The sequence below is a fragment of the Alteromonas sp. 5E99-2 genome (assembly GCF_017368475.1).
Taxonomy (GTDB): domain Bacteria; phylum Pseudomonadota; class Gammaproteobacteria; order Enterobacterales; family Alteromonadaceae; genus Alteromonas_F.
Genome location: NZ_JAFNJE010000004.1, coordinates 230,281 through 252,297 on the forward strand (window position 1 = coordinate 230,281; position 22,017 = coordinate 252,297).

Sequence of the window (22,017 nt, forward strand, 5' to 3'; positions counted from 1 at the left end):
TAGCTAAGTTACCAGCCTACTATATCGGTTTTATGACAGCGATGATTAATATTGGTAGCTTACCCTAACACCAGCTGTTCTAGGTCGAGTTGGAACAACTCTAAACACATTATCAGGTGCGCCAGCAGACAACTCCCCCACTGTATCAGTTAGGTTGTCGACAAAGAAATTAACCGTCCAATTATCATTACTTACGCCCAAGGTTAAATTTACCTGTTCATAACTATCTAATTCAAAACGCTGATCTTCTGCTAATGAAGTAAAGCGGCTGCCAACTAATTGGCCAACAACTTGTCCAAAATACGTATAGTCACCAACATCGTAGTAATATCGACCACCTACCACACCTTCATAAGATGGAGAATAAGCTAAATCAGACCCAACAGGCGCTATGTTCACTAAGGTGTCAGGAATGTCAGTTAGCTCTGAATCTAAGAAGGTAAAGGAAGTAAACAAGGTTAAATTATCATTGGCAGCCCATTCTAAATCAAATTCTAAACCTCGTTGTTCCGCAGAGCCAACATTGTCGATAAAGGTTACATTGGAAATAGAAAAATCAAGAACGCCTTGTTGTAGGTCATCAAAGTCAATAAAAAACAATGCGCCGTTAAAACGTAGACTATTGTCAAACCACTGCGACTTCCAACCAAATTCAATGTTAACTACATCATCGGTATCAAAAGCAAAAGGAATATCCTGCTCTCCATTACCCGTACCATTTCGATTAAAGCTACCAGACCTAAACCCTTCTGAATACGTTCCATACAGCAAGGTGTCTTTGGTTGGTTTCCAGCTGACATTAAATTTGTAAATTGTATCTTCTAGCGTGGTGGGAGATTCTCCTGCCAATACAGAATCTACGTTTAACCCACCATCCGCTTCTAGGCCTGATGCTCTTTGGCCAAAGCTTGATTGTCCGGTTAAACCTATATCGATACTGTAATGCCTAAAGCCAAAAGACGCGGTAAGCGTATCGGTGAAGTCATAAGAAAATTCACCAAAGACTGAAGTTTCTTCTCTATCGCGAACAAAATCGTTAAAAAATGTAACTCCGATTTCCCGCACATTTGTATCCGATGCAAAGGCAGTGGGTATTGGGAAGTTAGGTTGGAAGCCTACCTCTACGGAAGAAGGATATACAAAGTTGGTACGTTCAGTGATTTCTTGATCATCATAAAAAAGGCCACCAATGATCCGCCAATCTTTATCTGCATCCGTTGCAAAACGGATTTCTTGAACTAAACGCTCAGTTTGAAAAAAGACATCAGCAAACAGCTCAGGTGAACCACATTCATCATAACCAGGCGTACAAATGTAATATGGGATAAAGGGGCCATTGTTCGCGTAACCGGTATAATCTGTGGTGCCTTCGAACACACGATCTGTGTATGAGCCGTTGTAAATAAGTTCTAAGTTGTTTGCAAAACCGGTTAATGTCCAAGTTGTTAGCGACAGCTCGTCTTCACCTCTGTCAGGAGTAAACGTCTGTACGTTAAAGTCGTCGTCTGTACTTACGTCGGGTTCAAATTCGAACACACCTTCAGAGTCAATGGTTTGACTAATATGGTTAACATACAAATCCCAGTTTTCATTAAATTTATACAAACCACTCAGCCTAAACCCTCTGTACGAAGCATCGTTAAAGTCGTCTTCTGCCACTGCGGTGTTTGCTACTGAGTCTCTCACCGAAGGAATAGTGTTTGAATCTGCGAGTGTGGGATTCGATAAAGGCAATTGTCGTGTAGCAGGTATATTGTCTACAAAACCACCCTCTGTAGAACTGTAACCAACAAACCGAACGGCAAATTTATCATCTATAACAGGTAAGTTAACGTAGCCTTCACTTAAATTACTGTCTTCACCAGATTTTGTTGTCGAAAAACCAATAGTTCCACCGGCTTCAAACTCATTTAATACCGGTTTATTCGGTATTAAGCGAATGGTTCCCGCTTGAGAACTCGCCCCAAACAAGGTTCCTTGAGGACCTTTAAGTACTTCAATTCGGCTCAAATCAGCGGCATAAATATCAATATTTCGCCCACCAGTAGAAATAGGCGCTTCATCAAAGTAAACCGCAGTACTTGGTTCAGCTGCTATACCGGAAATTCTAAGTCCTGTACGCCCTGGGGTAATCCCTCGAATGAAAATTTCTTGCTTTCCCGGGCCTTGACCTTGTGCACTCACACCGGGTAACAAGGAAACATAATCTTCAAACTTATCAATACCTAATTCTTCTAGTTGCTTTTCCCCCAGAGCGCTTACGGAAACCGATACATCCTGAATACTCTCTGCGCGTCTTGATGCGGTAACCACCACAACTTCTACGCCCGATAGCTCTTCCTCTGCGACTTCTTCAGCATAGAGATTTGATGATGCTGCAATCATTGCCATTGCAATAGGGGATAAAGACCGAAGTGCTGTGTACTTATAACTGCGTCGAACTGATGAAAATTTACTGTGCATTCTACTATTCCAAGGCGTCTAATAATTAAACTTTCGTTTGTTTTTATTGATAATATTTAACTTGCTAAATAGAGTTCAGTATTGAATTGAGCTCAAAATAACAAGGCTTAGAAAGTAAGGGAGTTGAATGACAATCTTGTTTCAGTTATGAGAAACTATTGTGACTGCCATATACTAAAACGCAATTACAGGGTGCTCATGAAGTCGTTTTCTAACAGCAAGGATCTAATGAAAAGGTATCATTAGCGCGACTGTGCAAATAAATCACAGGTATTTATATTGCAAGTCGCAGTAATAGGTATGAATAAATTTAATGAAAATAAATAGATTAGCTAACTTGCTTTACTCTTAATTCTTTTGGCACGGCAAATTCGATATTCTCTTCGGTACCAGAACACTCTTTTATGTTTGTTGCACCCCATTCTTGCAAGCGAGTAACCACATTTTGCACAAGTACTTCTGGTGCAGATGCTCCAGCAGTAATACCAATTTTAATATCTTTCGCAAACCACTCTTGCTTCAAGCAATTAGCATCTGCAATTAAATGTGCTTTCGCCCCGACTTTGTCAGCAAGCTCTTTTAAACGATTAGAGTTAGAGCTATTTTGCGCACCAACCACCAAGACCACATCGCAATCAGTTGCAAGTTCTCTTACCGAATCTTGCCTATTTTGCGTGGCATAACAAATATCGTCTTTACGAGGACCTTGAATATTGGGGAATTTCATTCTTAACGCATCAATGACATCTGCGGTATCGTCAACAGATAAAGTGGTTTGACTACAGTAGTATAATTCATTGACATTTTTTACCGATAAATTCGACACATCGGCAGCAGATTCAACTAAATAAATACCGCCTTCGTCATTATCGTATTGCCCCATCGTACCTTCCACTTCTGGATGGCCGTCATGCCCAATTAAAATACACTCGACACCCCGTTTGCTCGCACGGGTTACTTCCATATGCACTTTCGTTACTAATGGGCAGGTTGCGTCAAAAATTTTAAGTCCGCGATCTTCTGCTTCTTTCCTAACCGCTTGCGACACACCATGAGCGGAAAAAATAACAATGCAATCGTCAGGAACTTCAGATAACTCGTCAACGAAAATAGCACCGCGCTCTTTTAATCCGTCAACCACAAAGCGATTATGTACAACTTCGTGTCGCACATAAATGGGCGGCGTGAAAATTTCCAATGCGCGTTCCACAATAGTGATTGCACGATCAACCCCAGCACAAAACCCTCTTGGATTAGCTAAATTCACTTGCATGGTGACTGAGCCTCTTTAATCCTGATTAATAACATTAACAATTTCAACGTCGAAAATAACCGTTTGTCCTGCTAAAGGATGATTAAAATCGACGGTTACTGAGTCACCGGCAACACTTCTAATAATACCGGGTAATTCCGAACCATCAGGTTGAGCAAAGCCCATAATAGCACCTTCTGCTAAGTCGGAATCGGGGCCAAATTTACTGCGTTCTAAATAATAAATATTATCGGGGTTAGGTAGGCCGAATGCGTCTTCTGGTGGCAAAGTAAATGATTTTTTATCACCGGTTTGCAAGCCCAATAGGCAGGCTTCAAAATTAGGTGTCAGGCTACCATCGCCCATCACCATCTTTGCGGGTTTATTGTTCATTCGGGTGCTATCTGCTGCAGAGCCATCTTCTAATTTCAGGTCAAAATGAAGGATCACTTCACTTTCTGACGCTATGATTTGGGTACTACTCATGTGTGCTCTTCTCGTTGTTCTCAGCGGTATCTTTTTTATCAACAAACATATCTAGAATAATTAACATTGCACCAACAAAAATGGCGCTATCGGCAATATTAAAAACAGGCCAATGATAACTCCCAACGTATACATCTAAGAAATCCACCACATAACCATAAACAATACGGTCATAAACATTGCCTAACGCCCCACCCAACACAAAGGTAAAAGCAATAGGAAGAATACGTTGGTCTCTTTTTGTCTGTGATAGCCACCACACAATAACACCACTAATTCCTACCGCAATTAACGTAAAGAACCAGCGCTGCCAGCCATCGGCATCGTGCAAAAAACTAAATGCTGCGCCGTAGTTTCGAACATAAGTTAAATTAAAAAATGGCAACAATTGATAAGACTCAGAAAGTGCCATTTCTTTAAGAACAAGCAGTTTACTCCATTGATCTACGCCAATGACAACAAGGCTGATCCACAGAAACCTTAGACCCGAAGAGCCAATGCGAGACAACAGCCCATTAAGCATAGTGTCGAACCTCTCCGTCACCGTCTACGTTAGTAATACAACGGCCACATAGCTCTTCATGAACACTTGAGGTACCCACATCAGCTCTATGATGCCAACAACGTACGCATTTTTTACCTTCAGATTTAGCAACTAAAACAGATAATCCATCGACGTCAGTGCTTTGTGCTGAACTTGCGCCCTCGTCATCAATACTAATAAGTTGTACCGACGAGGTAATCAAAACAAAACGTAACTCGTCTTCAATTTTGCTTAATGCATTAAACAAATCATCATTCACATACAAAGTCACGCTCGCTTCTAATGAGCTACCAAGTAACTTATCTTTACGGGCTTTTTCAAGTTCGGCATTCACTGCCGTTTTAACGCTCATTACCGACTCCCAAAGGGCATCGTCTAAAGAACGATTCAGCTCAACGTTATCAAGACCAGTAAACCATTCATCGGTGAAAACATAATCGCCTCGCTTGCCTGGCAATGCTTGCCAAATCTCTTGGGCTGTAAAACTAGTCACCGGTGCCATCCAACGTACTAGGCATTCTGCAATGTAATACAAGGCAGTCTGGCAAGAACGTCTAGCATGACCTTCTGCTTTCGCCGTGTACTGGCGGTCTTTAATGATATCTAAGTAAAAACTACCTAATTCAATGGAGCAAAAATGAGTCAAGCTCTGAGAGACACCTAGCATGTCATATTCACTGTATGCATCAATAATGGTTTTCTGCATTGCTTGGGCGCGGCCTAATACCCACTTATCTAGCTCTACCATGTCTTCAAACGGTACACAGTCAGTTTCTGGGTTAAACCCACTTAGGTTCGCCAATAAGAATCGAGCAGTGTTTCGAATTCTTCTATATCCATCAGCTGAACGCTTTAAGATATCGTTTGAAACTGTCATTTCTCCGCGATAATCCGTTGACGCAACCCATAAGCGCAAGATATCCGCACCTAATTTGTTCGTCACTTCTTGGGGCGCAATAACGTTTCCTAACGACTTGGACATTTTTTTACCATTGGCATCAACGGTAAAGCCGTGAGTCAGCACAGCCTTGTAAGGTGCTTTTCCATGCATTGCAGTAGATGACATCAACGAAGACATAAACCAGCCTCTGTGTTGATCTGAGCCTTCTAAATACAAATCAGCAGGGCCGCTTAGCTCTTCTCTGCAATCAGTAACAAATGAATGCGTAACTCCACTATCAAACCAAACATCCAAAGTATCAGTGACTCTGTCGTACTGATCTGCACTGTCGCCTAACAAGCTTTCATCACTGGCATCCCACCACGCTTGAATGCCACTTTGTTCAACGGCCAAGGCAACATTCTCTAAGATAGTAGACGTTTCTGGGTGTAATTCACCGGTTTGCTTGTTAACAAACAGTGGCATTGGTACGCCCCATGTACGCTGCCGAGAGATACACCAATCAGGTCGGCCTTCGACCATTTTACGGATCCGCTCTTCACCCCAGCTCGGTACCCATTTTGTTTCTTTGATTTGTTCAAGAGACTCATCTCTCAGCCCTTTGTTATCCATGCTAACAAACCATTGTGGCGTAGCACGGAAAATAATGGGCGACTTGTGTCTCCAGCAATGAGGATAACTGTGCTCATAAGGTATGTTTAAAACTAGATTACCCGTTTGTTCCACAAGCTCGATAATAGGCCCATTCGCTTTAAACACGTGCATACCAGCAAAGTGAGGCGTATTTTCTAAATAAACGCCGTTATTCCCTACGGGGTTATAAACTTCGATATCATACTGTTTACCGACATTGAAATCTTCAACACCGTGGGCTGGCGCAGTATGAACACATCCGGTACCCGATTCGGTAGTAACGTGGTCACCTAGAATCAGTGGAACGTTAATATCTAAAAATGGATGCTGTATCTCTAGTTTTTCTAGCGCACTACCTTGTGTTGTTGCAATAACCGTAAAGCTTTCAGCACCGTAACGCTGCATACTTTGCTCAACAAGATCTTCTGCCAACACCATTATACGTTCTTTATCACTGGTCACTTTTACCAACGCATAATGCAACTCAGGGTGCAGACTAACCGCTCTGTTAGCCGGTAAGGTCCACGGTGTTGTCGTCCAAATAACTACACCGTGGGGCAATTGAGCAAACACACTTTCGTCAACACCAAACGCCTTGGCAAACTCAGCAACATTTGCCAAAGGAAAGTTCACATCAATGGCTGCTGATGTTTTATTTTGATATTCAACTTCAGCCTCAGCTAATGCTGAACCGCAATCTGTACACCAATGAACAGGTTTAAACCCTTTCATCATGTGACCAGAATCTACAATTTTACCTAACGCGCGAATGATATTAGCTTCAGAGCTAAAATCCATGGTTTTGTATGGGTTATCCCAATCACCCAAAATACCCAAACGTTTAAAATCGGCTTTTTGCCCTTCTACTTGGGTATTGGCGTAATCACGACAACGCTGTCTAAATTCTCCCGCAGACACTTTACGTCCTGGTTTACCCACTTTTTTCTCTACAACAAGTTCAATGGGGAGTCCATGGCAATCCCAACCAGGAACATAAGGCGCATCAAAACCCGCAAGGGTTTTTGACTTAACGATAATATCTTTAAGAATTTTATTCAGTGCATGACCAATATGAATATTGCCGTTGGCATAAGGAGGGCCATCGTGCAAAGTAAAATTAGGTAAGCCTTTTTTCGCTTCTCTAATTTTTTCGTACAAACCGTCGGCATACCATTGCTTAAGCATATCTGGTTCGCGTTGCGCAAGATTTCCACGCATTGGGAATGCGGTTTCAGGCAAGTTCAAAGTAGGTTTGTAGTCAGTCATTAATTCTCAGATTCCGTAATTACATCGTCAAATAATGCTGTTAAAAGCGTTAAGGCTTTTTCAGCATCAAGGGAAATTTGTTTTTTTAATTCATCAAATGAATTGAATTTTATCTCATCGCGAATTTTCGATATGGGGGTAACGTCAATACGTTTCCCATATAAATCGCCACTATACTTAAATATATGTACTTCGAGCTGCACTCGAGTACCGTCAATTGTGGGCCTACTGCCTATATTGGCAACGCCAAAATAACGTATCGTACCCAAGGTCACCGTTACAGCAAACACCCCTTGTAACGGAGAACGACAACGGTTTAATAATACATTTGCCGTAGGAAAACCAATAGTACGGCCTTTTTTATTGCCGTGAATCACTTTTCCAGAAATAGAAAAAGGACGCCCTAGCATTTCATGGGCAATCTCAAACTCATTTTGCTCAATTGATTCGCGAATAGCCGTGGAACTGATTCGAGAATCATGTAAGCGAAAACTTGCGGTATTCACTACGTCAAACTGCTCTCGCTTACCCGCGTCTAGCAGCATAGCAAAATCACCTGCACGTTTTCTGCCAAAGCGGAAGTCGTCACCTACCACTAGGTATTGAATACCTAATTTTTCAACAAGCAAGTCACGTATGAATGCTTCCGGAGATAACGCAGCAAACCGTTTATCAAAACGAATACAAATTAATCTATCAATGCCTTGCTCGGCAAGTAAAGTGGCTTTATCTCGAAGCGTGGAAAGCCGTGCTGGTGCGTCAATTGGGGCAAAGACTTCTTCTGGTTGAGGTTCAAACACCATAACTGCCGAGGGTAATTGCATTTCATTGGCCTTTTGTTTTAGCCGCTTTAATACTGCTTGATGCCCTAAATGCACGCCATCAAACTTACCGATTGTTAATACACAACCCGTATGTTTTGCAGACAAATTGTGCACACCTCGAACAAGTTCCACGATAACCTTACTGTATTCACTTCTATTTTGTGCGTGGGATTATAAACAACCAAGACACATATACCAACGCTTAAAGCGCAGGTTTTAGCTGTCTTGGCCGAATTCCTACAAAGAAACTTGAAATAATGTAAATCAAACCGGCTCCTAGCACCCCTGAAGCTAACAAAATGACCTGCTCCAGTGAGTTCGCAGTAATGAAACCAGAGTTGTTCATTGCAATACGCAATACCAACACCATCAATGCAGTTGAAATTAAACTACGCAGAATGAATTTCTTTGTCTGAAGACTAAGAACATACACCTTATCCCGTCGTAATGCGTAATAGAGCAACCCTGCGTTAAGAAGCCCAGATAAGCTAGTCGCCAGCGCCAACCCGATATACGCAAGAGGCACCACTAAAATTAGGTTAAACACCATATTCGCCACCATACAAATAATACCAAACTTCACGGGAGACTTAGTATCTTGGCGACTGAAAAAACCAGGTGCGAGTACTTTCACTAACATAAACCCAACCAACCCCATTGCGTACGCCGTTAAGCTAAATGACGCCATTATTGCGGTCTCGCTAGTAAATGCTCCTCTTTCAAAAATTACTTTTAAAATCGGCTCTGCAAGTACGCCTAAACCCGCGGCTGCAGGAAAGCCTACAAAACAAACCGCTCTGACTGCCCAATCTATATTTTGCTGAAAGGCTTTTGGGTTATTGCCAATATGGTTACGAGAAAGCGTGGGAAGAATAACCGTTGCAATAGCGATACCAAATAGTCCCAACGGAAACTCTAATAGCCGGTCTGAGTAGTACAACCAACTGATTGACCCCGTGACTAAAAAGCTTGCGATAAGCGTATCTAAAAGTAAATTGATTTGGCTGACCGATACCCCAAATAACGCGGGTATCATTAAGCGTCTGACTTTTGTAACTTGAGGATGAGACCAGCCCCAACTGGGTTTAACCAATAACCCTTGCTTTAACAAAAACGGAATCTGAAACGCTAATTGGATAACGCCGCCAATAAATACGCCCCATGCTAATCCAAACGCCGGCTCCTCGAACCGCGGCGATAGAAACACAGCACAACTGATAATAGCAATATTCAATAAAACAGGGGTAAATGCAGCAACTGAAAATTTATTCACTGCATTCAAAATAGCACCTGACAACGCAGTTAAGGCGACAAAAAATAAATAGGGAAAGGTGATTTTTAGCATCACAGCAGCCAGTTCGAACTTTGCGCCCTCCGGTTCATTGTTTAAGTAATCAATAAACCACCCCGTACCAAATAATGCCGCAATGACAGGAGAACCAATGACGCCAACGATAGCGGTAAAAAAAACGATAATGCCTAGGGTTCCGGTAACCTTTCCAATAAACTCGATTAAGGCTGCGTTGTCTTTTTTAGCTTGCTGTTCGGTAAGTACGGGAATAAAGGCTTGAGCAAATGCGCCTTCAGCGAAAAGCCGACGCAAAAAGTTAGGAATTTTATTAACCAAAAAGAAAACGTCTGCTGCCGCGCCATCCCCCATTAAGCGAGCGACCACCACGTCTCGAACCAATCCAAGTATGCGAGACAAAAATGTCATTGCACTTACAATAATACCTGCGCGTAGTAAGCCTGTGCTCTTTTCCTTGTCGCTTTTTTCTACTGTGGAGTTGCTCTGAGTTGCCATGTTATCTGTTGGTATACAAAAATGATCTAGGTCCGCATGGTGAGTGCTATTTTAACTCTATGCAAGTAAAACATCACAATCTATAATTCACTGTTGACAAAGGCGCACTTTCTAGGCAGAATTCGCGTCCTCGATTTTTGAGTTGAAATTATTTTTTGGGAGTTACACCTTGGCTAATATCAAGTCCGCTAAGAAACGTGCGATCCAAGCCGAAAAACGTCGCCAGCATAATGCTAGTCGCCGCTCTATGACTCGTACAAGTCTTAAGAAAGTGGTTGCTGCTATTGATCAAGGTGATAAAGAAGCTGCACAAGCTGCATTTGTAGCTGCAACGCCAATCCTAGACAGAATGGCAACTAAAGGCCTGATCCACAAAAACAAAGCTGCTCGTCATAAGAGCCGCCTTGCTGCGCAAATTAAAGCGCTTTAAGCAATATATACAATTAAAAAAGCGAGCTTTATGCTCGCTTTTTTTTATCTAAAATTCGGCCTAAAGCTAGTAAAGCTATTCATCTTGCATCCACAGAAATTAACGTTAAATTAATATCCTCGTATCCCCGAAAATATAGTATTGTCTCAATAAGCCATTATTCAGCAAAACGGTTAAACAAGACTATGCTACGTATCATCATTCTCATTCCCTTACTTTTACTTGTTTTATGGTTTATATATTTAAAATTAAATAACTTCTCTCTTGAACAAGGCAAACAAGGATTTGTGTATATCTTAGTCATATCCAGTGTGATTGCGTTGTTTTATTCTGGAATGCTATTTCTTACTCATTAAAAAAGGCGAACACTAGGTTCGCCTTTTTAAGTCATAAAGTAGAAAGCTTAGTTTTCAACTTCAGCCATCAACTTAATGGAAGCTTCTTCTTTTAATGCATCTATTAAAGCCGCCACTTCCACGTTTGTACTTTCAGCGGCTAAACGCTGTTTATACTGCTCAATGGTCTCTGCGCTCACTGAGTCCACGCTATTGACTGCAGTCAGTAAAACTACAGCAACGCTATCAATACCTAAATCAACCACTTCAATATTCTCTGGAGAGGCTGTACTCATAGAAAATAGAGTATTTCTTACGGTAGAAGGTAAATCGGATGTACTTCTTGTTAGTGCAACCCGAGTAGACCAATCAACACCGCGCTCTATCAGCAAGCTTGCAGCAGCAGAAACGTCGGTTTGATAAGTTTCAATAAAGCTCTCAGCCCAAGTACGAGAAGCATCTTGTGCTTTTTCCGTTTTTAACGTGCTGACTATTTGATCTGAAACTTCATCCAACGATTTAGTACGCTGCGGCTCATGCTCGATAACACGCATAACCAACACGTGCTCATCAGTTATTTCTATTACATCACTATTCACTTGTTCTTCAATTAACTCGTCAGAAAACGCGACTGCAGCAATATCACCACGGTCAAACGGGGAAGGCGCAAAGCTTCTAGTTAGCAACCCTGTAGTTTGTACTTTACCATTAATGCTTTCTGCCACTTCTTCTAGAGAGTCAGATACCTCAAATGCTAACTGAGACATTTCTGTTTGTAGTCGATAAAACTCATCTAACGCTTTATCTTGCTTAATCGTTTCTTCGATTTCAGCACTCACCTCAGATAAAGGCTGTGTTTCTAACAATTTAATCGACGTCGCTTTAATTAAGTGGTAGCCGAAATCAGTCTCTACTGGCTCAGAAACATCTCCAACATTGGCTAAATTGAACACCGCAGATTCAAATGCTTCTCCCATCAAACCTTCGGTAATCTCGCCTAAATCGCCACCGTTTTCTGCACTGAAGGTATCATCTGACTCTGCAGATGCGACCTCTTCAAACGCTTCACCATTGTTGATACGTTCTTTTAATACAGTTATCCGCTCAAGTGCTGCGTCTTTATCATCATTGAATTCAACTAAGATGTGAGATACGGCTCTTTTTTCTTCTGTCTGATAAGCAGACAAATGCTCGTCGTAATAAGTAGCAACTTCTTGCTCATTCACCAAAATGTCTTTCTTCAGTGTTTCAACGTCTAATTCAACATAAGCTAAACTGACTTTCTCTTCTGTATCAAAACGATTTAAGTTGGCATCGTAGTAAATTTGAATTTCTTCATCAGTCACTTCAATGTCGTTTGAAAATGCACTTGATTCAAGAGTCAATATCTTTGCGTCGCGAGTTTGCTGTTCTAATTGAGCAACTAATTTCGCTGCATTAGATAAAGCAAAACCACTGCCGCCTAACGCCCTTGATAATTGATCACGTGTCATTTCTCGGCGAATGTACTCTCTAAATTCAGATGGTTGAAAACCTGACTGTCTTATCGCAACTAAATATCTGTCGTTACTGAATACGCCGCCAACTTGAAATTGCGGTATAGCCGTAATTGCTTCCTTAACTTGTTCGTCACTTACTCTTAAACCTAATGACTCTGCATGCTGCTTAAGGAGTAAATCACCAATAAGTTGCTGCAGTGCTTGGTCTTTAAATTGTGCTAAATAGGTAGGGTCAGAAAATAAGGCTGACACTCCTTCACCAAACTGCGCTTCCATTTGAGCACGTTGATTTTGATATGCTCGTTCGACTTCGCTGGCTGCGATTTCTTCACCGTTAACTTTCGCTACTGCGTTCGTGGTTGGCGCTGACAAATAGCTTCCAACACCAGCAAAAACAAAGCTCATTATAATTAAGCCAACAATAACCATTGCCCATGGACCTTGGGCACCTTCTCTGATCCGTTCTAACATGATCGTTTATTTACTCCGTATCTGAAATACTGCCCATTAAGATATATGGGGATATGCGATGGATTATATCGTACTCTTAGGGGTTAAAGCGAGGTAACAGAAATAAAAAAGGCGATGGATATGCCATCGCCTTTCTAATCGTTAACTGTAAACTTAATTACACGAATCTTTTAGCGCTTTACCCGCTTTGAACGAAGGTACTTTTGCTGCAGAAATTTGGATAGTCTCGCCTGTCTGTGGGTTACGACCACTTCTAGCTGCTCTTTCTCTAACCGCAAATGTACCAAAACCGACCAATGCTACTTGATCCCCTTCTTTAAGCGCTTCAGTAACTGTATCGGTAAAAGCATCTAGTGCACGGCTTGCTGCTGCTTTAGAAATATCTGCATTTGCAGCAATACTGTCGATAAGTTGAGACTTGTTCACTATTTTAATCCCCTTCGGTTGTTATTATTTGTCACGCCACCTATTAAGAATGACAACTCTGACGTTATAACAAGCTTGATTAAGAACATCAAGCTATCTGTTACATTTTTTTAACTTAAAAGTAAAACCGCTTCTATCCCTTTGGTGACAAGGCCTTTAGCAATTCCATATAAAAGGTATCACAACTTTCGCCTATTGAAAGCCCCGAAAGCCAAATAAATTCAAAATTTATTGATATGTATTGATTTTTTTATTCAAAAAATTAGTTTTTCGTCGTTTTCCATGATTCAACAGGGTTAGCCAAGGCTAAATCAAGTACTTCATCAATCCATTGAACAGGATGAATACTAAGATCCTGTTTAACATTATCCGGGATTTCTTCCAGATCTCGTGCGTTATCTTTTGGAATAACAACAATTTTTGTCCCACCACGGTGGGCAGCTAAGAGTTTTTCTTTTAACCCCCCAATAGCAAGTACCTCACCTCGTAGGGTAATTTCACCTGTCATTGCAACATCACAGCGAACAGGGTTGCCCGTTAGTGACGAGACCAACGCTGTGCACATTCCAATCCCTGCACTTGGCCCATCTTTGGGCGTAGCACCCTCAGGAACGTGTACGTGTATATCTCTTTTTTCGTAGAAATCGTCGTTAATTCTTAATTTCTCAGCTCTACTTCGTACCACCGTCATAGCAGTTTGAATTGATTCTTGCATAACATCGCCCAACGAACCTGTGAAGGTTGTTTTTCCTTTACCCGGTACAGATGTTGTTTCAATCGTAAGCAGATCACCGCCGACTTGCGTCCATGCTAAACCTGTTACTTGGCCGATTTGATTATTGTCTTCAGCTTTTCCATAATCGAAACGTTGGACACCTAGGTAATCTTTTAGATTCTTATCATCAACAACGACTTTTTCATTGCTCTTTTTCAGCAAAATCGATTTAACCGCTTTTCTGCAGATTTTTGAGATCTCTCGTTCCAGACTTCTAACACCTGCTTCACGAGTGTAATAACGAACAATACCAATTAATGCTGAATCAGTGACTTCCAATTCGCTAGGCTTCAGTCCATTACGCTCTATTTGTTTGCTTAGCAAATGGCGTTTGGCAATATTGAGTTTTTCATCTTCCGTATATCCAGACAGCCTGATAACTTCCATTCTATCTAATAGCGGCCCCGGAATGTCCATACTGTTAGATGTCGCAACAAACATAACATCAGATAAGTCGTAATCCACTTCAAGGTAATGGTCGCTAAACGCGCTATTTTGCTCTGGATCAAGCACTTCAAGCAAGGCTGAAGAAGGGTCTCCACGCATGTCAGATGACATTTTGTCAATTTCATCTAACAAGAAAAGTGGGTTTTTAACGCCAACTTTCGCCATTTTCTGTACTAATTTACCGGGCAAGGAGCCAATATAAGTACGGCGATGGCCACGTATTTCAGCTTCATCACGCACGCCACCTAATGCCATACGAATGTATTTACGGCCAGTCGCTTTTGCAATTGACTGCCCCAAAGACGTTTTCCCTACTCCCGGAGGTCCAACTAAACACAAAATAGGGCCTTTTAGTTTTTTGACCCTTTGTTGAACTGCGAGATATTCTAAAATCCGTTCTTTTACTTTATCTAATCCGAAATGATCGGCATCAAGAATTTTTTCTGCTCGAGGGAGATCTTTTTTAACCGCACTGCGCTTTGTCCAAGGAACGTTTGAAAGCCAATCTATATAACTTCTCACTACAGTAGCTTCTGCAGACATTGGCGACATCATTTTAAGCTTTTGCAGCTCTGCGGTAGCTTTTTCTTCTGCTTCTTTTGGCATTTTCGCATCAGCGATTTTCTTTGCTAACGCTTCAAATTCGTCTGGTGCTTCATCCATGTCACCCAGTTCTTTTTGAATGGCCTTCATTTGCTCATTCAAATAGTATTCTCGCTGACTTTTCTCCATTTGCTTTTTAACGCGAGTACGGATTTTCTTTTCTACTTGAAGAAGGTCTATTTCCCCTTCCATCAATGCCATCAGATACTCAAGACGCTCATTGATGCCTTTCATTTCTAACACTTTTTGCTTTTCGGCTAGCTTTAAAGGCATATGTGCGGCCATGGTGTCAGCCAGTCTCGCGGCGTCTTCAATGCCATTAAGTGAAGTCAAAACCTCAGGAGGAATCTTTTTGTTTAGTTTTACATAGCCTTCAAACTGAGATACCGCAGAACGAATGAGCACTTCTTGCTCAGCTTCAGGCAACGGAGCATCATCGAGCTCTTCAACCTCTGCCATAAAGAAAGGCTCTAATTGAGAGAAAGACTCTATAGTTGCTCGCACGCTTCCTTCAACGAGCACTTTAACGGTGCCATCTGGCAACTTTAACAATTGTAAAATAGTGGCAACGGTACCCACTTGGAATACGTCATCGGACGTTGGTTCATCAACGCCTGCATCTTTTTGTGCAACGAGAAAAATGTGTTTATCCGCATCCATTGCTGCTTCTAAACATTTAATGGATTTTTCCCTGCCCACAAACAAAGGAATGACCATGTGTGGATATACAACTACGTCGCGCAATGCCAGAACGGGCATTTCAGTGCGATTATCTCGCTCTTTCGTCATGCGTATTCTCTAAACTGATTAATTAAATATGATTATGGCTATATATATGGGGGTTGTCACAAAAAGTTCAATAAAAAAAAGGCCCAAAATGGGCCTTTTGTATTAGCTGTCTGACGCAGCGCGTTTTTCAGCGTTGTCGTAAATAAGGATAGGTTTCGACTCTCCCTTAATTACTGTCTCATCAATAACCACTTTACTGACATCTTCCATAGAAGGAAGGTCGTACATAGTATCAAGCAAAACAGCTTCAACAATCGAACGCAACCCACGAGCACCAGTCTTACGCTCCATTGCCTTTTTAGCAATCGCGGCAAGGGCATCATCTCTGAATTCGAGTTCGGTTTTATCAAGAGCAAACAAGGCACCATATTGTTTCGTTATGGCGTTTTTAGGCTCTTTCAATATTTGAATGAGTGCATCTTCACTCAACTCTTCCAAGCTGGTCACTATAGGTAATCTACCGATAAACTCGGGAATTAATCCATATTTAACCAAATCTTCTGGCTCTACTTGCTTGAACAGCTCACCGACAACTTGTTTAGATTCGCTATTTTTTACTTGAGCTCCGAAACCAATACCTGTGCCAGTACTCGCGCGTTGTTCAATTACTTTGTCTAAACCAGCAAATGCGCCACCACAAACAAATAAAATCTTTGAAGTGTCTACTTGCAAAAATTCTTGCTGAGGATGCTTCCGGCCACCTTGTGGAGGAACAGACGCAATAGTCCCTTCAATAAGCTTCAATAAGGCTTGTTGAACACCTTCGCCCGATACATCACGAGTAATAGATGGGTTGTCAGACTTACGAGAAATTTTGTCGATCTCATCGATATAAACAATACCGCGTTGTGCTTTTTCTACATCGTAGTCACACTTTTGCAGTAATTTTTGAATAATATTTTCTACGTCTTCCCCTACATAACCCGCTTCAGTCAATGTAGTTGCGTCAGCCATAGTAAAAGGAACGTCAAGCAATCTTGCTAGTGTTTCAGCAAGGAGGGTTTTACCACTACCTGTAGGACCAATAAGTAGAATATTACTTTTACCTAATTCTACACCTTCGTGAACGTCACCATTTTTTAATCGTTTGTAGTGATTATACACAGCAACGGCAAGCACTTTCTTAGCGTGCTCTTGGCCAATGACGTAGTCGTCTAAGTGCGCATGAATCTCATGGGGACGGGGTAACTCATCTTGCTGTTGCTTGGGCGCAATTTCTTTAATTTCTTCGCGAATAATGTCATTGCACAATTCGACACACTCATCACAAACAAATACCGACGGGCCCGCAATTAGCTTTCTTACTTCATGTTGGCTTTTACCACAAAACGAACAATACAATAGTTTGTTATCGCCATCGTTGTTTTCATTATCACTCATTTAAAATGCCTCTTACTCACTTTAGTGCAAATGGGATAGTAAATTCTATTTACCTAGCTCAGTATCAGAGCGATTGGTAAGCAATTGATCAACTAATCCATATTCCATTGCTTCCGTTGCCGATAAGAAATTATCTCTGTCTGTATCGTTTGCAACTTTTTCATACGATTGGCCAGTATGTTCTGCTATTAATCTATTTAATTTCTCTTTAATAGACAGTATTTCTTTGGCATGAATTTCAAAATCTGATGCTTGGCCTTGGAAGCCACCTAGAGGTTGATGAATCATCACTCTAGAATTAGGTAAACAATAACGCTTACCTTTTGCTCCACCAGAAAGTAAAAATGCGCCCATACTCGCAGCTTGCCCTACACAGACAGTCGCTACGTCAGGCTTAATAAATTTCATGGTGTCATAAATTGCCATTCCAGCTGTCACTGAACCACCAGGAGAGTTGATATACAAGTAAATATCTTTTTCTGGGTTTTCAGCTTCTAAAAATAGCATTTGCGCCACAATTAGATTTGCCATGTGGTCTTCGACTTGTCCAACAAGAAAAATAACATTTTCTTTTAAAAGTCGAGAGTAGATATCGTAAGAACGCTCTCCTTTTGATGTTTGCTCAACAACCATAGGAACGAGTGCGTTTTGAATATCGAATGAAGATGTGGTCATAACAGTCCTGAATGCGTTACTTAAAAACAAAAATGCTCGGGTTACCCGAGCATTTAAGCAGTTGGCCTAGGGAGAAGTCAAACTTCTCAGACAAATTTAGGCCTGTTTGTTCATCACTTCATCAAAAGATTTACTGACAACAGTGGTTTTTGCCTTTTCCATTACTAAAGTAATTGCTTGATCTTCAAGGGCAACATTACGCATTTGTTGCATAAGCTCTTCGTTACCTTTGTAGTAATCAACCACTTCTTGAGGATCTTCGTATGCAGATGCAGACGTCTCAATAAGCTCCATTACTTTATCTTCATCTACTTTTAGTTCGTTTTGCTTGATAATCTCACCAAGTAACAAACCAATTGATACACGACGTTTCGCATTATCAGTGAAAAGTTCAGCTGGAAGGTCTGGAACATTTTGTCCGTTGCCTTGTTGTTCAAAGCGTTGCTTAGCTTGATCACGCAAAGCTTCAACTTCTTGGTCAACAAGAGCTTGAGGAACCGTTACATCGTTGCTATCGATTAAAGAAGAAATGACTTTTTCTTTATTTTCAGCTTTTACTGTTTGGTCTAGTTCACGTTGCATGTTCTTGCGAACTTCAACATTCAAGGCTTCAACACCGCCTTCTTCTACACCGAACAATTTCGCGAATTCTTCGTCAACGTCAGGTAATTTTTGACCTTCAACTTTCTTCACACTCACTGCGAACTGAGCATTTTTGCCTTTAAGGGCATCAGCGTGATAGTCGTCAGGGAAAGCAACATCAACGGTTACGTCTTCGCCTTTCTTAGCACCAACTAGTGGCTCTTCAAAGCCAGGGATCATTCGGTTTTTACCAAGCTCTAGAGTAAAGTCTTCAGCTTTTCCACCTTCAAACTCTTCACCGTCAATGGTTCCTACGAAATCGATGATAACGCGATCATCTTTTTTCGCTTTACGGCGTACTTCTTTCCATGTGGCGTGTTGCTTTTGCAACGTTTCCATCATGGTTTCCATATCTTTATCTTGAATTTCGACTTCAAGCTTTTCAACTTCAAGTGCATCTAAAGATTTAAGTTCAACTTCTGGGTAAACTTCAAATTTAGCAACAAACTCTAAATCTTGACCATCTACGTCTTTCACTAACTCGAAAGATGGCATACCTGCTGGATTAATTTTTTCTTGGACTACAGCTTGATAAAAATTACGCTGCATTACGTCACCAGCAACTTCTTGGCGAACTGCTTGGCCAAAACGCTTTTTAATTACGCTAACAGGCACTTTTCCAGGGCGGAAGCCATTAATACGTTGGGTTTTTGCTAATTGTTGCAAACGTGATTTAACAGCTGAATCAACTGACTCTGCTGGAACAGTAATTGTAAGACGGCGTTCTAAACCTTGTGTCGTCTCAACGGAAACTTGCATGCTTCTACCTCAATACTTGTGCTGCTTCGCACAATCTATACGTGTTAAACAGGCTTAAACGTATGGTAATTATTTTTCACCATAGCCTGTAGCGGATAAAAATGACGCAGCATTATAGCCACACTCTATAGGGAAGTCTATCAGGAGTTTATATTAGACTTACGGAACCGTAATAATTGAGAATAAATGATTGAAAATTCGACCTAAAATCAAACGATGGTCGGTGAGACAGGATTCGAACCTGCGACCCCTTGGACCCAAACCAAGTGCGCTACCAAGCTGCGCCACTCACCGAGACATGATTGATCTTTAGATAAAAATAAGATGGTGCGGAAGGAGAGACTTGAACTCTCACGCCGTGAAGCACTGGAACCTAAATCCAGCGTGTCTACCAATTCCACCACTTCCGCATTGTAAAGAAATGGGGTGGACGATGGGGTTTGAACCCACGACAACCGGAATCACAATCCGGGGCTCTACCAACTGAGCTACGCCCACCACTGTTTACAACTTACTACACCCAACTCGTCATTCACCAAAGAATGGCGCGTCCGGCAGGATTCGAACCTGCGACCACCCGCTTAGAAGGCGGGTGCTCTATCCAGCTGAGCTACGGACGCACAACGAATCTAGTATAATGGTCGGTGAGACAGGATTCGAACCTGCGACCCCTTGGACCCAAACCAAGTGCGCTACCAAGCTGCGCCACTCACCGACATTGTAGAAGCTCTCTGCCTCTACGGGTGGCGCATATTACCGACTTGATTAGGTCTCGTCAAACACTTTTTTGACCCATTTATTCAACTGCTGTTTTAACAATCAATTATGTAAAATTACAATGCCAATATTGCTATGGCTATGAGACAATATAATTGTATATTCGTTGAACCTTGGTAGTAAACATGTCCGACAAAGCTCACATCATTGATGGAAAACAAATTGCAAAGCACGTGCGTGCTAATGTAGCAACCTACGTAAATTCACTTATAGACTCTGGAAAAAGAGCCCCTGGCCTTGCGGTAGTGTTAGTTGGGAATAATGCCGCATCCCAAGTCTATGTAGCGAATAAAAGAAAAGCGTGTGACGAAGTAAAGTTTATTTCAAAGTCATTTGACTTACCCGCAACCAGCACTCAAGAAGAACTTCTATCTTTAATTGACGACTTAAACGCAGACGAAGAAATAGATGGCATCCTAGTACAGCTGCCATTACCCGCAGGTTTAAATAGCGAAGAGATACTTGAAAGAATACACCCCCATAAAGACGTAGATGGCTTTCATCCATACAATATTGGCCGCTTAGCTCAGCGAGTACCTGCCCTTCGGCCCTGCACTCCTAAAGGAATAATGACATTAATAGAGTCAACCAAAAAACCCACTAAGGGCATGGATGCAGTCATTGTTGGTGCGTCGAATATTGTAGGCCGCCCTATGAGCCTTGAGCTGTTGCTTGCAGGTTGTACCGTTACCACGTGTCATAAATTTACCCAAGACTTAAAACAGCACATCAGTCGCGCTGATTTGCTTGTTGTGGCAGTAGGCAAGGCTAATTTCATTCCGGGTGAGTGGATTAAACCCGGTGCAATCGTGATAGATGTAGGCATAAACCGCCAAAGCGACGGAACCCTAGTAGGCGATGTGGATTTCGACAAAGCATCACATAGAGCTAGTTGGATTACGCCTGTTCCTGGAGGTGTTGGCCCCATGACAGTAGCCAGCCTAATAGAAAATACCTTAGAAGCATATGTGAAATTTCATTCTTAATGTCTGACCAACGCATTTCAATTATTCATGAATGGGTTGATGAGTGGATTATAAAAGAAAACTTTTGTCCTTTTGCTCAACCTGCTCGCCATCAGGAGAAAATCGACATTGTAATTAATGACGATACATCCTGGTCGCGAATCTATGAGGCACTTCGAAAGGAGTGTCAATCTCTGCTTACAAGTAAAACAAAAACCACTACCTTGTTTGCATTAGGCCGTGCCTGCACCGATTTTTTCGACTACCTATCTTTATTAGATGGAGCACAAGCACTGCTCGAACAAGAAGGTTGGCTAGGCACCTTTCAACTCGCAAGCTTTCATCCTGATTATGTGTTCGAAGGGGAAAATGAAGATAGCCCTACTCATTATACGAATCGCTCGCCTTTGCCCGTACTGCATATATTGAAAGAGGACGAAGTCGCCCGTGTGATAAAGTCGCAATCTCAGGCTGATGACATTGTTATTCGCAATCAACATCGGCTTGAAGAAATAGGCATTAGTAAAGCCGAAGAGCAACTTAAACACTGGCAAACAGCCATTCAGAATGCTAAACAGATTGAGTGTTAACTACCTGTTTTTAAAGTAAGGCTCTTAGGCGCTTTACCTCTCAGCAGGTTCATTACCCCACACACAAATAACGTAAGAAAAATAGGTACTAATAAAATATTAATTAGCTTCAATACATAGCCTAACGAAGTAATGTCATGGTCTAATTGCAACTGCACCTGTCTAAGCCTTTACTTACTATGTCGTTTGCATTAATACCTCTCGGTTCCACGCCAATAAATCCCGGATGTTTAAGATCTTCACCTTCGTGTCCTTTTATAGCCAATACCCATTGTGTGTTT

At 41.6% G+C, this 22,017-nt stretch carries 16 protein-coding genes and 5 tRNA genes; 3 read left to right on the forward strand and 18 right to left on the reverse strand.

Features of this window, described 5'->3' with window-relative positions; all coding sequences use genetic code 11:
- Positions 1 to 45: 45 nt before the first annotated feature.
- The 7 genes from J3L16_RS06480 to murJ form a co-directional block, all read right to left on the reverse strand.
- The gene (locus tag J3L16_RS06480; RefSeq protein WP_207612076.1) at positions 46 to 2,463 is read right to left on the reverse strand and encodes a TonB-dependent receptor; all 2,418 of its coding nucleotides are present in this window, start codon (positions 2,461 to 2,463) and stop codon (positions 46 to 48) included.
- Positions 2,464 to 2,791: 328 nt separating this feature from the next.
- Positions 2,792 to 3,736: a 4-hydroxy-3-methylbut-2-enyl diphosphate reductase gene (gene ispH, locus J3L16_RS06485; protein ID WP_207612077.1), complete on the reverse strand. Its 945-nt coding sequence runs from the start codon at positions 3,734 to 3,736 to the stop codon at positions 2,792 to 2,794.
- A 15-nt stretch (positions 3,737 to 3,751) separates the two neighbouring features.
- Positions 3,752 to 4,201 (reverse strand): FKBP-type peptidyl-prolyl cis-trans isomerase, encoded by a 450-nt coding sequence (gene fkpB / locus J3L16_RS06490; protein ID WP_207612078.1) that lies wholly within the window; start codon positions 4,199 to 4,201, stop codon positions 3,752 to 3,754.
- Complete coding sequence (gene lspA / locus J3L16_RS06495) at positions 4,194 to 4,724, reverse strand: signal peptidase II (RefSeq protein WP_207612079.1); 531 nt, start codon at positions 4,722 to 4,724, stop codon at positions 4,194 to 4,196. Before lspA ends, fkpB begins: the two co-directional genes overlap by 8 nt.
- A complete protein-coding gene (ileS, locus tag J3L16_RS06500) occupies positions 4,717 to 7,545 on the reverse strand; it encodes an isoleucine--tRNA ligase (protein WP_207612080.1) in 2,829 nt (942 codons plus the stop codon). Before ileS ends, lspA begins: the two co-directional genes overlap by 8 nt.
- Positions 7,545 to 8,501 carry a bifunctional riboflavin kinase/FAD synthetase gene (ribF, locus tag J3L16_RS06505; protein ID WP_207612081.1) on the reverse strand — a complete coding sequence of 319 codons (957 nt, stop codon included), beginning with the start codon at positions 8,499 to 8,501 and terminating at the stop codon, positions 7,545 to 7,547. The genes ileS and ribF overlap by 1 nt, the downstream gene beginning before the upstream one ends.
- 70 nt (positions 8,502 to 8,571) lie before the next feature.
- The gene (gene murJ, locus J3L16_RS06510) at positions 8,572 to 10,173 is read right to left on the reverse strand and encodes a murein biosynthesis integral membrane protein MurJ (protein WP_207612082.1); all 1,602 of its coding nucleotides are present in this window, start codon (positions 10,171 to 10,173) and stop codon (positions 8,572 to 8,574) included.
- A 169-nt stretch (positions 10,174 to 10,342) separates the two neighbouring features.
- Here murJ and rpsT point away from each other — a divergent pair, with 169 nt between their 5' ends.
- Positions 10,343 to 10,603 (forward strand): 30S ribosomal protein S20, encoded by a 261-nt coding sequence (gene rpsT, locus J3L16_RS06515; protein WP_207612083.1) that lies wholly within the window; start codon positions 10,343 to 10,345, stop codon positions 10,601 to 10,603.
- Between the two features lie 403 nt (positions 10,604 to 11,006).
- Here rpsT and J3L16_RS06520 read toward each other — a convergent pair whose 3' ends face one another.
- The 11 genes from J3L16_RS06520 to J3L16_RS06570 all read right to left on the reverse strand — a co-directional run bounded on the left by J3L16_RS06520 (position 11,007) and on the right by J3L16_RS06570 (position 20,119).
- Positions 11,007 to 12,908 carry a SurA N-terminal domain-containing protein gene (locus tag J3L16_RS06520; protein ID WP_207612084.1) on the reverse strand — a complete coding sequence of 634 codons (1,902 nt, stop codon included), beginning with the start codon at positions 12,906 to 12,908 and terminating at the stop codon, positions 11,007 to 11,009.
- A gap of 153 nt (positions 12,909 to 13,061) precedes the next feature.
- Positions 13,062 to 13,334: a nucleoid-associated protein HU-beta gene (hupB, locus tag J3L16_RS06525; RefSeq protein ID WP_207612085.1), complete on the reverse strand. Its 273-nt coding sequence runs from the start codon at positions 13,332 to 13,334 to the stop codon at positions 13,062 to 13,064.
- Between the two features lie 262 nt (positions 13,335 to 13,596).
- Positions 13,597 to 15,948: an endopeptidase La gene (gene lon, locus J3L16_RS06530; protein WP_207612086.1), complete on the reverse strand. Its 2,352-nt coding sequence runs from the start codon at positions 15,946 to 15,948 to the stop codon at positions 13,597 to 13,599.
- Positions 15,949 to 16,050: 102 nt separating this feature from the next.
- Complete coding sequence (gene clpX, locus J3L16_RS06535) at positions 16,051 to 17,328, reverse strand: ATP-dependent protease ATP-binding subunit ClpX (RefSeq protein ID WP_207612087.1); 1,278 nt, start codon at positions 17,326 to 17,328, stop codon at positions 16,051 to 16,053.
- 45 nt (positions 17,329 to 17,373) lie between these two features.
- Positions 17,374 to 18,003 carry an ATP-dependent Clp endopeptidase proteolytic subunit ClpP gene (gene clpP, locus J3L16_RS06540; protein ID WP_207612088.1) on the reverse strand — a complete coding sequence of 210 codons (630 nt, stop codon included), beginning with the start codon at positions 18,001 to 18,003 and terminating at the stop codon, positions 17,374 to 17,376.
- A gap of 96 nt (positions 18,004 to 18,099) precedes the next feature.
- Positions 18,100 to 19,404 (reverse strand): trigger factor, encoded by a 1,305-nt coding sequence (tig, locus tag J3L16_RS06545; protein WP_207612089.1) that lies wholly within the window; start codon positions 19,402 to 19,404, stop codon positions 18,100 to 18,102.
- A gap of 217 nt (positions 19,405 to 19,621) precedes the next feature.
- Positions 19,622 to 19,698, reverse strand: a tRNA-Pro gene (locus tag J3L16_RS06550).
- 31 nt (positions 19,699 to 19,729) lie between these two features.
- A tRNA-Leu gene (locus J3L16_RS06555) sits at positions 19,730 to 19,814 on the reverse strand.
- A gap of 12 nt (positions 19,815 to 19,826) precedes the next feature.
- Positions 19,827 to 19,902 (reverse strand) — tRNA-His (locus J3L16_RS06560).
- Between the two features lie 45 nt (positions 19,903 to 19,947).
- A tRNA-Arg gene (locus J3L16_RS06565) sits at positions 19,948 to 20,024 on the reverse strand.
- Between the two features lie 18 nt (positions 20,025 to 20,042).
- Positions 20,043 to 20,119 (reverse strand) — tRNA-Pro (locus tag J3L16_RS06570).
- Between the two features lie 187 nt (positions 20,120 to 20,306).
- Between J3L16_RS06570 and folD the strand changes: the two genes are divergently transcribed.
- The gene (gene folD, locus J3L16_RS06575) at positions 20,307 to 21,167 is read left to right on the forward strand and encodes a bifunctional methylenetetrahydrofolate dehydrogenase/methenyltetrahydrofolate cyclohydrolase FolD (RefSeq protein WP_207612090.1); all 861 of its coding nucleotides are present in this window, start codon (positions 20,307 to 20,309) and stop codon (positions 21,165 to 21,167) included.
- Positions 21,167 to 21,736 (forward strand): DUF1415 family protein, encoded by a 570-nt coding sequence (locus J3L16_RS06580; RefSeq protein ID WP_207612091.1) that lies wholly within the window; start codon positions 21,167 to 21,169, stop codon positions 21,734 to 21,736. The genes folD and J3L16_RS06580 overlap by 1 nt, the downstream gene beginning before the upstream one ends.
- Positions 21,737 to 22,017 lie beyond the last annotated feature (281 nt).